The organism is Saccharibacillus sp. JS10 (genome assembly GCF_024436065.1).
In the GTDB taxonomy this organism is placed as follows: Bacteria; Bacillota; Bacilli; order Paenibacillales; family Paenibacillaceae; genus Saccharibacillus.
The window spans coordinates 274807-288453 of the sequence record NZ_JANFNS010000003.1 but is presented as its reverse complement, the minus strand read 5'-3'; the positions used below and the strand labels follow the sequence as shown (position 1 = coordinate 288453).

At 47.9% G+C, this 13647-nt stretch carries 11 protein-coding genes; 8 read left to right on the top strand and 3 right to left on the bottom strand.

Features of this window, described 5'->3' with window-relative positions; all coding sequences use genetic code 11:
• Positions 1-96 precede the first annotated feature (96 nt).
• Positions 97-468, top strand: coding sequence for a DUF2750 domain-containing protein (locus tag NOM90_RS11725; RefSeq protein ID WP_255942168.1), 372 nt, complete (start codon positions 97-99; stop codon positions 466-468).
• A 122-nt stretch (positions 469-590) separates the two neighbouring features.
• On the opposite strand, the gene NOM90_RS11720 is transcribed toward NOM90_RS11725, so the two are convergent.
• Positions 591-2396 carry an FAD-dependent oxidoreductase gene (locus NOM90_RS11720; RefSeq protein ID WP_255942167.1) on the bottom strand — a complete coding sequence of 602 codons (1806 nt, stop codon included), beginning with the start codon at positions 2394-2396 and terminating at the stop codon, positions 591-593.
• A 412-nt stretch (positions 2397-2808) separates the two neighbouring features.
• Here NOM90_RS11720 and NOM90_RS11715 point away from each other — a divergent pair, with 412 nt between their 5' ends.
• Both NOM90_RS11715 and NOM90_RS11710 read left to right on the top strand, forming a co-directional pair.
• On the top strand, positions 2809-3315 hold the full coding sequence (locus tag NOM90_RS11715) for a hypothetical protein (protein WP_255942166.1): 507 nt from the start codon (positions 2809-2811) through the stop codon (positions 3313-3315).
• A gap of 342 nt (positions 3316-3657) precedes the next feature.
• A complete protein-coding gene (locus NOM90_RS11710) occupies positions 3658-4947 on the top strand; it encodes a hypothetical protein (protein WP_255942164.1) in 1290 nt (429 codons plus the stop codon).
• A gap of 315 nt (positions 4948-5262) precedes the next feature.
• Here NOM90_RS11710 and NOM90_RS11705 read toward each other — a convergent pair whose 3' ends face one another.
• On the bottom strand, positions 5263-6654 hold the full coding sequence (locus NOM90_RS11705) for an FtsW/RodA/SpoVE family cell cycle protein (RefSeq protein ID WP_255942162.1): 1392 nt from the start codon (positions 6652-6654) through the stop codon (positions 5263-5265).
• Positions 6651-6983, bottom strand: a complete 333-nt coding sequence (locus NOM90_RS11700) for a PadR family transcriptional regulator (protein WP_255942160.1) — start codon at positions 6981-6983, stop codon at positions 6651-6653. Before NOM90_RS11700 ends, NOM90_RS11705 begins: the two co-directional genes overlap by 4 nt.
• A 160-nt stretch (positions 6984-7143) precedes the next feature.
• Here NOM90_RS11700 and NOM90_RS11695 point away from each other — a divergent pair, with 160 nt between their 5' ends.
• The 5 genes from NOM90_RS11695 to NOM90_RS11675 all read left to right on the top strand — a co-directional run bounded on the left by NOM90_RS11695 (position 7144) and on the right by NOM90_RS11675 (position 13589).
• Entirely contained in the window at positions 7144-8622 is a 1479-nt protein-coding gene (locus tag NOM90_RS11695; protein WP_255942158.1) for a M14 family zinc carboxypeptidase, read from the top strand.
• A gap of 426 nt (positions 8623-9048) precedes the next feature.
• Complete coding sequence (locus tag NOM90_RS11690; protein WP_255942156.1) at positions 9049-10749, top strand: proline--tRNA ligase; 1701 nt, start codon at positions 9049-9051, stop codon at positions 10747-10749.
• Positions 10750-10888: 139 nt separating this feature from the next.
• Positions 10889-11551, top strand: coding sequence for a class D sortase (locus tag NOM90_RS11685; RefSeq protein ID WP_255942155.1), 663 nt, complete (start codon positions 10889-10891; stop codon positions 11549-11551).
• Between the two features lie 13 nt (positions 11552-11564).
• Entirely contained in the window at positions 11565-12311 is a 747-nt protein-coding gene (locus NOM90_RS11680) for a LytR/AlgR family response regulator transcription factor (RefSeq protein ID WP_255942154.1), read from the top strand.
• The gene (locus NOM90_RS11675; RefSeq protein WP_255942153.1) at positions 12312-13589 is read left to right on the top strand and encodes a sensor histidine kinase; all 1278 of its coding nucleotides are present in this window, start codon (positions 12312-12314) and stop codon (positions 13587-13589) included.
• Positions 13590-13647: the final 58 nt, after the last annotated feature.

Here is a 13647-nt window from a genome sequence, read left to right as displayed (position 1 = left end):
CGACCTGACAATGCCCTCCCGCATATGGTTAAATAACAGAATCATCATTTATCATCGAACTGGTCAAATGTCCGGTTCGTCCATACAGGAGGGCTTATGAACTTAAAAGAATTTAATGCTATTGTCAGCAGCCCCGCGACTTTACGCTACGAATATTTTGTCAAAAAAACAGCAGACGTCGAAATTCTGTGGGGATTATATGCGGACGGTTGGGCAATGACTCATGGGCCAGACGGCGCTTCATTGTTGCCACTATGGCCCAAAAGCGAGTTTGCGGAGCATTGCGCGATTGATGAATGGTCGGGTTACACCAGTCGTCCGCTGGATCTCCATGCGTTTATGGACAAGATTTTGCCCAAGCTGCAAGAAGACGGCGTAAAAACGGCGATTTTCTACAACAACAGCGATTCCGCGATTGTCGAAGCTTCGAAATTGATGGAAGATTTGAAGTCCGGGCTACGTCATTAGGAATCGAGCGCAACCTTTCAAAGGAACTCTAAATAGAAAAACAAAAAACCTTCAAGCCCCTGATAGGGTCTGAAGGTTTTTTGCGTTGAAAAAGCTTGGAGGTACTATGTTACACATATGTTTTACTGGACATGTTCTGGAGTCAAAAAGTGTTTCGATAAATCGCCGATCAACGAATAATAATCGCCGTTCGTTAACTTTTCTTTGTCCGAAATTTTGTCTAGCGTACCTTGTTCCAAAAATCCGCCGGCAAGAAGGGCTTCCGTCGCCGCACCTTCCGTAACAGGCAGATCCATTGCGCTTGCAATTAACACAGAAGCTTCTTCCAGAGATAGAGGATTAGTGCCTTTATCCGTCATCGTCACCAAGACATCTTCCATATCGCCAGGGAAAAAGTCGGGATGGAGCGAGCGCATCACGCGCACTGCATTGAAGAAACGCTGTACGTTCGCTTCGCCGTCAAGACCCCAGCCGTCATTGTCGTACCCGCCGGATGTCAGATACATATTAGCGGACACGAGCATCCCCGGATAATCTTTGCTCTTCATATACTCGGGTTCCGACAAATTCGGACGGGATAGATCCATGCCTTGCTTCGTCAGTTGCTTTTTCAAAGCCGCGATTTCCGTTTCCGAACCGGATAACTCACGCAGCGTCATCTTGGTATCTTTGGCAAACTTCACTGCTGCACCTGCCGCTTGACCGGTTGCCATACCGACAGGAATCGTGCGGGCACTGCCGTGCGGAACGGTGTCAAAACCTGCTGAACGACCAACTACGAGCAATCCGTCTACGGTACGAGGGACAAGTGTACGGAACGGTACCCCGTATTGGCTTGGCTTCATCAGCACGGTTCCGATTCGTCCGTCGCTCGTACTTTGAATATCGACCGGATACGAACCGTAAGCAATATCGTCCCAGTGCTTGCGGTTTTCCATCACATCGGCTAAAATCAAGCGGTACTCCGCTTTCAAATGGCGGGATTCGCGCAAATATAATTCGCTCGCTACGCCGTCATATTGTAAAGTCGCCATTTCCGGGAACCGTTTTTTAAGAAAATCAACGATTCGAGGGGCTTCCGCCGTACCCGTCTTGATTCCTTCTTGAATCGATTTCGGATCGAGAGGATCAATACCGAACAACAACATCGAGTTGATCAAGATCGTTCCATCGTTTTGCCGCCCGATATTCAAGCCGCGCATTTTGACTTTTGAAGGATCGCTAGACTCGTATTCTTTCGCTTCTTTATATCCCCATACGCTCATACGGTCAATTCCCGTATCGTCGTGCTTACCGAGTTTTTCCCAAATTTCTTGCGTCATTCCGCTCATTCGAAAAACAAGCGTCGAAGCCATCACGCTGTTATGATCGCCGATATCCGCGCGTCCCAATGTGAATTCAGCTCCAGCTTCAGCGGCTACGTCTGCATTTTGCGTCGCGTCGATAATCGCATCTGCGCTGACTTTTCGCTCAGTTCCGTCTTTGAGCGTGAGTTGTAGCCCGGTAACAGCTGTACGTTCATTGATCGTTGCCGTAATCGGAGACATTTGCTTCGTTTCCATGAGCAGATCGATATTTTTTTCGTTTTTGACCATTTTATAAAAGACATTCGCTGCGACTTTCACATCAAATGCCGAGCCGTCGAATTGATCGTACCACTCTTGGAAAATGCCTCTATTCAAATAACGCGATTCTCGGAGTTGTGGCAAAATAAAAGGTTGCTTCGGCGAGTAGTTGAGGTCAATCATATTCAATCCGCCGACCGTCATCAGACCGCCCAGCATGGTGCGATCATGCCCGTCGACCAGCAAGACTTTCAGACCGTTACGAGCGGCAGATACCGCAGCAGCGATTCCTTCGGGATCGGTTCCGGTGACAATCACATCATAGCGATCCGCAACGTCCGTGACGGAGACGACAGGTAGCACATCCTCCGTAACCCCGTGGTTGACCAGTCTGGAATGTTCAAGATATCGGATGGTAAAAAAGGCAGCGATAATTAGAGCGAAAACGATCGCAAGAGACAGTAAAATGATTTTTTTTCGGTGTCGAAGAAGCATAAGGTATGTACATTTCCTTTCCCATTCGGCGATGAATTACAACGTCGAGCTTCACATTCATAAGTCAGACCGCCGGATTTGCATCGTTTTGACGCATATTTTGACTATATCGGGTTTTTTATAAGCGAACAAGGTGTAGAAGGAGATTGATAAGTAACAGTTTTGTAATGATAAGGATAATGAGACATAAGCTCATAGGTCAAAAGGCGGATAAATAATTGTTGCTAATTGGCTGGCTTAGGCGTTACATTAAGAATAAAAATGTCACAGGGAGGTTAAAATGGAAAAGGTAGCATTAAATAAAGCAGACTCCGGAAATTGGGCGATAGACTATAAGCCATCTATGATTGTGAATCCCGATCTTGTTCGTCCTATGCCGCAAAACGATCATTCGAAAGTCGTGACTTCGAAAAGCGAAACGCAGTTGGATCAAGACCCAACGAAAGAAAAAGAATTGATGAGCGATGCCGATCGCAAAAAGCGCGAAGAAGAATGGATTCAAAAGATGACGGAAGAACGACTTGCCCAGCAAAAGTTGCTCCAGACGTTTTATGCGGAAAAAGCACGCGTGGATATGGCGCCAAGCCAGATCAAAGACGCGATGCGGGCGTTAGCGGAACGTTCGATCGAGCAGCAGATCGTTCGCGACGGCAGTTCGATGAAGGTGGAATGGAAGTCGGAGCTTCACCAGGTGTCGGTGGAGATCAGCGAGACGGCTTACGATAAAAGAAACGATTTGTTGAGTGCAAAAAAAGATTTGGTGGAATCGCAGTCGTCTCCTAAATAGGAGACGGCTTTTTTCGTTGGGCTGAATGGCAAAGCAAGCGAACAAATAGGAAGCCGGGTTGCCGGCTTCTTTTTTTATTGTATTGTGTGTGAATAGATTGATTGCAATGTGCAGAGAACGATGTAGAAGAAAGTCGTTTAAAAGCGGAATCTTCGAAGAAACTCGAAAGTAGTGCAAAAAAACCAGTCTTGAAGGTTAAAAATCCCCACCGTATAGACTGATTTTTGGAGATAAATGGATTTTATAGATAGGGAATGGAATCCTATTCCTTTTATTTACCAAAAAAAGTAAGCTTTCATTAACCAAGCTGCTTCGTACACATACAAAAGGGGGTTGTTCAAAATGAGCACATTGTCGTCATACTCTTCCGCATCCAAATTCGATTCTTCCAACAAGAACGATTACAACGCTAAAACCGCGTATCCGGGAAAAGATGTATCCAAAGTCGGAACATTCGATAACGACAACAAAAAAACGGATGATAAATTTTCGAACCGAGATAAAGACCGCAACGTGCGTACCGAAGCGGAATTGAAAAAAGAAAAAACTCAGTTTTTTGATCGGATCGAGACTAATCGCAAACAGCAATACGATTTGTTGCAAGCGATCTATGCGCCAGCTGGATTTACATTGAATGCAGATAACTTCAAAAGCACGATGAAAAATCTGGCGGACAAAGCCATTGAACAAAAGGTGTCCAAAGCCGGCGTAAGCTGGAAATCGCAATTGCATCAGCTGCGTATGGACATCAGTTCCAACTCCTATCAGATGCAGCGAAGCAGCAAAGCAGCAAGTGCGCCTAGCTCTGCTGAATCGGTAGCTGGATCGGTCGGCGTGCCGACGCCAGCTTTCGTAACCCCGGCAGCGACGCAGTCCAACGTAGCCGCAACAGCACCTGTTGCGACGAAACCAACAGCTTCGCAAGTTGCTGCAACGCCAGCCGCAACGACTTCGGTAACGGCGCAACCGACTTCAGCGCAAGCTAACTCAACACCGACTGCAACGGCACCAGTCGCAACGACTTCGGCGCCAACTCAAGCAACATCTACGCCTGCTGCATCAACGCCAGTCGCAGCAGAACCAACGTCGACACCGGTAGCGACCACTCCGGCAGCAACGCAGCCAACAGCTACGCCAACGCCGATCGCAGCTGAATCAACGCCGACTCCAGTAGCACCAACATCGGTAGCGGCAGAACCAGCGCCAGCCGCACCAACACCGGTGGCTACACAACCAGCACCAACGACATCCACACCGGTCGCGACGCAGCCGACGCCTGCGCCAACACCGACCGTCATCGAAGCAGTCGTAAGCACTGTGAATACGACAGTTGCCAATACAACTACGACAGTCAACAATACGACAAGTGCAGTCAATCAGACACTTAATCATGTAACTGGCGCATTGGGCGTTACTTCTTCAACGACAAGTACACCAGTCACGGCTCCAACCGTAACAACAACGACAACACCGACCGCAACAACGACAACAACTACGGCTCCAGCAACGACCGTGTCAACGACAACACCGGCGCCATCGTCTTCTACAACCACTGCACCAACCACAACCACAACGACAGCGGGAGTGTTGCAAAGCGGCGTAACCAAAGGTCTGTTAGGTATCAAAAAATAATCGATTGAATTAAAAAAAGACTTCGGAAATCAACTCTCCGAAGTCTTCAAGCTGTCGAAATATTCTCGACAGCTTTTTTTCAATTTTCCGGTACTAAATTAAAATTCTCCGCATACCTCGTCATATCTACCTAGATTTTCCGCGAATAACAAGGCAACGTCAAGCAAAGTCGCCGAATCCAATCATTCCGTAAGGGAGCGAGAAGCAATGAAGTTTCGTTTTCATAAAGCGTTCTCACTCCCTTCTTGTTTGAATATCGTCACTTTAATATGTTTATGGAAAATTGCCAACTTTAAAATGTTCGAACTTAAAATTCTATTTTTCCGTCATAGGTGAAGAAGTCTGCGAAATCGCTTGGGTAGGTATCATATCTTTACGCCGGTAAATCCCAAGAATCAAGCCGAATATCCCGAAGTAAATCAGATTCATGCTGCCTTCGTACCCGATAAAAGGAACGGATATTACCGTTGTAGGAAGTACATTAAATGAAGCTCCGATTGCATATATCCATTGACCTGCAAGAAAAACGACTAGCCCTAGAGCCACTAATTTCCCGTGGGAATCGGTAATTTTTTGCACAGTGCGTGTGAGTAACACAATTAACCATGCCATGCACAAAATTAGAATGCTTGCAGCAATCCAACCGAAAATGTAAGTGAAATAAGGCAGGATAAAGTCAGCGTGGGTAGCGATTCTTTTAGTCACTTCTGTACCGAATCCTTGCCCAAACCAGCCGCCTTCGCGAATCGCGCTAGCGATCCAGTCATTAACATAATATCGGTTCGTACTATAAGACTGCGAAGACTGAGGGTTTAAAACAGAGTGAAGGCGGGCCTGCCAATGCTCGTTGCGGAAATAAAGAACCATCATTCCCGCTAGACTGACAACAGGCAGACCGTAGACATACAACCGCGCGGCGCCGGATCGAACATACAAAGTCGCAGCAGCCACGATATATATAGCGAACGGTATGCTAAGCGTAAGTTGGAAATACACACATAGACTGATCGGAGAGATAAATGCAACGAGCGCAAGCACTTGCCGAAAACCTAGGCTCGCTTTATTTTGTAGCTGTAATCTTTGAAAAATACCCGGCAGTGTTAGCAAAAACAGAAGGAGCATGCAAGTTTTCCAATCGAAAATAAAAGAACCCAAAGCAATCCAGCCTTTTAATCCGTTCATTGTCAAATCTGATAAAAAGAAAGCGACTGCCGAAAACGCGAACGTTGCCAGATACAAAGGAACCGCGAATTTCTGTAACCATCTGTAATTGAAAAATACACCCACGACGAACGCAATGATACTGAGCCCGAAGTAAAATAGTTGATTCAAGCCCGGGTTGAACCGTTCATAAACGCCTTGCCCGGCTGCTCCTAAAGAGAATAACGCCAATAATCCAAGCCCCATCATCAATCCGACCGGAATCAGCAAAAGCCAGTTAAACTTCGGTCGATGGATCTGTCCTAACGAACTGCCGACTTCTTTGGCGTCGCCCATCTGATCCAATGCCCATGTTGCAGCTTCGATCGGTGAATTTCCGGCTTCTTCTTGCACGCTTGCTAGTTCTTCGATATGTATGCGTATTTCGTCTCGAAGTTCGGGGTGCAACGCTCGCGCTCGAATCTGCTTGCACATCCGGTCGAGATAATCTTCGATTAAAGCTTCCGCTTGTTTACGTTCAAGTTGGTTTTGTTCATTGTGATTCATGCCGATCCCTCCCCAAGCACCGTATTGACCGCTTTACTGAATGTTCGCCATTCTTCTTTTTTTAGTTGAAGCTGCTTAAGCCCCGCATCGGTCACCGTATAATATTTGCGTTTGCGTCCGCTTGCTTCTTCCCAATGCGACTTTACCCAGGTCTCCGCCTCCATCGCGTGCAGGATCGGGTATAAGGTGCCTTCTTTTAATGAAAATACGCCATCCGAACGTCGATCTAGTTCACCAATCAATTCGTACCCATACATACTTTTGCCAGAAAGGACGGTCAATACGAGTGTTCCGGTCGAGCCTTTCAGCAGTTCTTTACTCATTTTCATACAATGTCCCCCTCCTTATTATCATACATAGAATTACTATGTATCGTAATACGAGGTATACAAAGAAGTCAAGAATCCTAACAAAAAACAAAAAAATAGCAGGAATCGCCAAACTCATGCACGAATGTAATCAACACACATACATACACAGGGGGTTGTTATGAAAAAGTTAAGCATGACGCTAATGGCGTTGATTCTGATCGTATTAAGTTTGGCGCCGGCAGGGCGTTTGCAAGCAGCGGGGTCACAAATCGTGAACCCATCCGTAACGTATACATATGGCGTATTGACGCAAGATATTCGCGCTTTGGCGGCGAAATACCCGGATATCATCGAATATAAATCGATAGGCAAAACGTTATACGGACGCGAAATTTGGGCGGTTGGGCTGGGGAGCGGCAGCGCGACGGTCTTTTTCAACGGTTCCCATCACGCTCGCGAGTGGCTAACGACGACGATTAATATGCAGATGATCGAACAATACGCGGCGGCATATACGGAGAATCGCAAATTCGAAGGGTATGACGTCCGGGATATTTTGAGCAAAACGAAGATTTGGTTCGTGCCGATGGTGAACCCGGATGGCGTAACCCTTCAGCAAACGGGTCTTCAATCGTTCCCAACCCATGTGCATCAAGCACTGATCACAATGAACGATGGCAGCCGGAACTTCAAGCGTTGGAAAGCGAACGCGCAAGGCGTCGATCCGAACCGACAGTACGATGCCAATTGGAAAGAGCTGATCAACAACTACTATTATCCGCACTGGATGGGGCATAAAGGCAAAGCTCCGATGACCGCAAAAGAAAACAAAGCGATGGTCGCGTTCACGTACGAGATCGATCCAGAGATTGCCGTCTCTTATCATTCGGCGGGACGTATCCTCTATTGGAACTTCCGTACACCTGCGGTGAATTATGCACGGGACAAAAGACTTGCCGATCTGTTTACCGCGTTCACCGGATATAGCCAAGTTAGCCCAAGCTACAACTCCAATGGCGGAGGCGGTTATACGGATTGGTTTATCCAAAAGTTAGGTCGTCCGGCATTCACGCCAGAAATCGGCATCAAGAATGGCGAGACGAATCTTCCGGTGTCTGCTTTTAACGAAGAATGGCGTCGTAACAAAAAAATCGGCTTGTGGATCGCGCAAGAAGGTTACGCATTATGGGCAGCGAAAAACAAAAGTACCGTTAAGCCAGTCTCTGTCTTTTTGGACGGGAAAAAGATCGAAGGAAAACTTGCCGCTTTCAACGAAGATGGCGTAACGTACGTCTCGTACAAACCGCTGCTGACTGCGTTCGGATATAAGCCGACTTGGCAAGGCAGTTCCAAGACCGTAACGGCAACCGGAACTTCCGGTACTCTGCGTTTTACACTGGGGAAAACGGACGCTGAGATCAATGGCAAAAAAGTAACGTTGACCGCTGCGCCAAGGTTGTATGAAGACGTGATCTACGTACCTGTCCGTCTGATCAATCAAGCGACAGGAGCAGCGTTAACGATCTACCCGGATACCGGAGCCGTATCGATCAAAAGCCCGGTTCCCGTAACGCCGAAACCGATCGTTCCGAGCGAGCCGGTACCGACTCAGCCGGTGCAGCCGCAAGTCTCTGGCGAAGTTCAACCGACTCCGTAATCGGCATAGACCGGACCTTACACTTGACGAAATCACGTTTTCGATGATACAAACAAAGACATAGATCAACCAACTGAACAGATCAATAGCAACGACCGAGACCATACTTTGCAAAGTTCTTCGCCGGATTCACGTCCAGAAGATCGCCGCTGCCGTCAGAGAAGAATTCCATTTGCGCTGAAAGAATTCTCGGCAGAACCGCAAAGCTCCTACCTCGCGAGCTATGGCGTTTCCACGTCATCGGCTGTCTACCGTTAACAGACTTGAAGCTTTTTTGTGCCGCCGTGGATATGCCATGTCTAGCGCGCAAAAAAGGAACTAGGGTGGTACCGCGAAGACATATTCGTCCCTGACGAATATGTCTTTTTTGCGTAGATCGCAGCGAAATCGCTACATCAACTTATACCTTCGAAGGAGAGAATACACATGAAACAAAGTCAATTATTGATCCCAACTTTACGCGAAGCCCCGGCAGATGCCGAAGCGGTAAGCCACAAATGGATGCTGCGCGCGGGCTTGATCCGTCAATTAGCTTCAGGCGTCTATACCTATCTGCCTTTAGGATTTCGTATTCTCAAAAAAGTACAAGAAATCGTCCGCGAAGAAATGGACAGAATCGGCGCCCAAGAGTTATTGCTTCCGGCGATGCAGCCTGCGGAATTATGGCAAAAGTCAGGACGCTACGACGTGTACGGGCCTGAATTGATTCGACTGAAAGACCGTCATGACCGTGAATTTGCACTCGGACCCACGCATGAAGAAGTGATTACGACACTGGTAGCTGGAGAAGTGAGTTCGTACCGCCAACTGCCTATGACGTTATATCAGATTCAGACGAAATACCGCGATGAACGCCGTCCGCGGTTCGGTCTGCTGCGCGGACGCGAGTTTCTGATGAAAGACGCGTATTCGTTCGACCGAAGTTGGGAAGAATTAGACGTGACATATCGCGCGATGTATGAAGCGTATTCGCGTATCTTCACGCGTGTAGGGCTGAATTTCCGCGCGGTTCAAGCGGATGCAGGCGCAATTGGCGGCGAAGGCGAAACGCATGAGTTTATGGCATTAGCCGATATTGGCGAAGATACGATCGTCGTGAGCGAGAACGGCGATTATGCCGCAAACTTGGAGAAAGCCGAAATGTTCTGGGAAGAACCGACACCTTCCGGCGCGCAGATTCCGCCAATGAGTCAGATCCATACGCCGAATATCCACAGCATCGATCAATTGTGTGCCTTTTTCGATCAAGAAGCGTCTGTCTTTTTCAAAACGCTATTGTACCTTGTCGACGATCAACCGGTAGCGGTCGTCGTGCGCGGAGACCGCGAAGTCAACGAAACGAAAGTGCTGAATGCGCTTGGCGGCGAGCGTATCGAACTTGCGGAAGCAGGCTTTGTCCAAAAATGTACAGGAGCGGAAGTTGGATTCGCAGGCCCGGCAAACTTATCGGGCGTACGGTTGTTAGTGGATCGCGAAGTACAAGCGATGGAGAGCGGAATCGCCGGAGCTAATCAGACCGATTATCACGTGGAACATATTCAGCCGGGGCGCGATTTCACCGCCGATCTGGTTGGCGATTTCCGCAATGCGGCCGAAGGCGATCTAAGCCCGGACGGCAGCGGCAAATTGAAGTTTTATCGCGGAATCGAAGTCGGGCATGTGTTCAAGCTTGGAACGAAATACAGCGAAAAGCTGGGCGCCGAGTATTTGGATGAAGGCGGACGTCGTCAAGCGGCGATCATGGGCTGTTACGGAATCGGTATCTCGCGTATTTTGTCGGCTGTCGCCGAGCAGCATTGTGACGAGAACGGCATGATCTGGCCAGCGGAACTTGCGCCTGCGGCCGTGCATATCATTCCGGCTTCGATCAAAGACGAAGCTCAACGTAAACTAGCGATGGAGTTGTACGAAAAGTTCCGCGCCGCAGGTATCGAAGTATTGCTTGATGACCGCGACGAACGCGCAGGCGTGAAATTCAAAGACGCGGATCTAATCGGGATTCCGCATCGTATCGTTGTCGGTAGAGAAGCTGCCGAAGGACGCGTGGAATTCAAGCGCCGCGCAGAAGATGACAAACAATCGATGAGCGCCGAAGAAGCTTTTGCTCAAGTGACCGACGCCGATTAATGAATGTCGTGGCAAATATCTCGGAATAGAGCCGTAAAAGCGCGTGAGATCGTGCTTTTGCGGTTATAAGAGACTAACGAGATTATCGAACACGTAGGCGGTTTCGCCTTACTTTTTATAAACAAAAGGGGGAGCGAACTTGAAAAAGTGGTCGTATGCCATTATCTTGGTCGGGCTTTGTATCCTGTTTTATCCTAGCGTTAATAACTGGCTCGAAGATCGGACGCAAAATATGCTGCTCGAACAAGCAGAAGCCGAAGCCGAAAGCGTAGATCCGTTGGATGTCGCCCGGATTTCCAGTCAAGCGGCGGTACCGGATTACGAGAAAATTTCGGCTTTACTGGATGAAGGCGATATAGAAAATGATGCAGATACCCAGACCGAACCTAGCGCGCCGCAAGACGGCGAAGTGCTGGGCTTGATTCGCTATGATAAATTAAATATTAAGCTGCCGATTGTCGAAGGCGCTACGCAAGAAAATATGAAAAGCGCAGCCGTTCACGTGACCGGAACCGGGTTTGCGGGCGCACCGGATAGCAATATGGCAATTGCCGCGCACCGCGCGCACAAAGAAGGGCGGCTGTTCAATCGGTTGAACGAAGCCAAAGTGGGCGATACGGTAGAAGTCGTTCAAGGTTCTCAGACCTATACGTACGAGATCGACAATATTCAGATTGTGGAGCCGCAAGACGTATGGGTACTGAATCCGATCGTCGGACAGTCGTCGCTTACGCTGATTACTTGCGATCCTTTGATCAATCCGACCCATCGCTTGATCGTACACGCGGTATTGCAACCTTAATTAAGGAGGAATCATGTACCGGATCGCAATTTGTGACGACGAACAAGTTCGTCGAGACGAAGTACGCCAGATGTTGCTGACGTTGTCGGTGAAATCGGGGATCGAGTTTACTTCGGAATCTTTTACATCGGGAGAAGAATTATTGTCTTTTTACGAGAACGGCGGAGAACCTTTTCATATTTGGGTACTCGATATCGAAATGAACGGGCTAACCGGGATCGAGACGGCGCGCAAATTAAGAGACGCCAAGCGCTTAAGCGAGCAGATCGTTTTTTTGACCAGTTACGCGGAGTATATGTTGGAAAGTTTCGACGTGATGACTTTTCAATATCTGCTTAAGCCGGTCGATCCTGACGTGTTCGAAGAAAAAATGCTGAAACTATGCCGATACTTTGAAGAAAAAGAACAGGAAATCCTGATCGTAAAATCTGCCGAAGGCGATCTGGTGCTACGCCATGACGATATTATCGCGATTGAAGCGGCAAAAAGTCTTACGGTCAAAAACAAACTCAAAATAACGACGACGCATGGGGTATACGATGGACGCGGGCTGATCTCAAGTTACGCCGAAGCGCTCAAAGCCGGTCGTTTTTTGCAAATTCATCGTTCGGTATTAGTGAATCTGTCTCATGTGCATAAATTTGCGGGCAACCGCGTCGTGATGTCCAGCGGGATTGAACTGCCGATTGGACGATCCAAAGTCAAAGAAGTGAAAGATGCGTGCATCCGCTTTATGGTGCTAAGGGGCGAATACCAATAGATGTGGCTATTATCGCTGTTTAATGGAATTACAACGCTTGTGATGGCCATGCAGATTCACTTTTTTTACAATTCCGTATTTGGCAAAGAAACAAGTAAACCAACCAAAAAATACTGGATTGCTGCTTTTTTGCCGATTACGTTTTTGTACCTCATGCTGGATTTGCCGGATTTGTTTTCTTCGTTGATGGCACTCGGCATCGTATTTCTAGTTGCGCAAGGCTACGATGTTCCGCAAAAGCTCAAGATCATGTTTGCGATTTTGTATGCGGTGCTGTTGACGTTAGTGAATTTTATTCTGGTCTATATGCTGTTGCCGTCGATGTCTTCGAATCCATCCCACGCAGAAGGCATGACAGAGCGAATATTGCTGTCTACGATTCTACTGATTGGCTGTATGGTGATGTTTGCGATTATTCAAGTCATTCGATTGGTCGTCAAACGTCGCCGTTTTCCGCTTGAAGCCCGGTTTTCGCTTCCTTTTCTCAGCGTCCCGGTCATTAGTATTTATCTGGTGAACACATTCACGGCTTATAGCGAAAAAAACGTGCATTATTTTTTGTCCGTATTCGGATTTATCGTATTGAATATTCTGGTCGTGTATATGCTCGATACGGTCATTGCCCGGTTCCAGCTCACGCTGCAAAATGATCGGCTGCAAAGCCAGATGGACTATCAAGACGCGAATTACGAGAAAACGGTGCATAGTTTCAAAGAGATCAAGCGCATCATTCACGATACGAATAAGCATCTACTGGTTGTTGCCGAATATATCGAGCGCGAACGTAGCGAAGAAGCGCTGCAGCATATCCGCGAAACGCTAAACGGAATCGATCATGCGTATTTGCGCGTCAATACCGGGAATCTGGTGATCGATGCTCTGGTGACCAATGCGCTGAATGTCGGAAGGGCGAACGGGATTCAGATCAATACCGAGCTTACGCTGCGAGAACCGGAACTTGCGATCGAGCGGTATGATCTGTCTGTCGTATTAGGCAATATGCTCGATAACGCGATCGAAGCTTCGAAAGACGTGCGGCAAGCCGAAGACCGGTGGATTTCGATTCGGATCCGCTCCAGCGAAACGGCGTTATTTATCCATGTGCAAAATCGTACGGAACGCGAAGTGACCGATCTGAATACCCGCAAGCGCAGAGCCGAAGACCATGGATTTGGACTGACGAATATTCAGCGGATCTGCGATAAATACGGCGGCCATATGATGATCAAAGCGGAGTCTCGCGTTTTCGATAATATGGTAATGTTGCCTTTTAAATGACGAAAAACATCTTCGAACATGTCGTTCGGGGGTGTTTTTTTGCGTTTCAGCCCTTTTT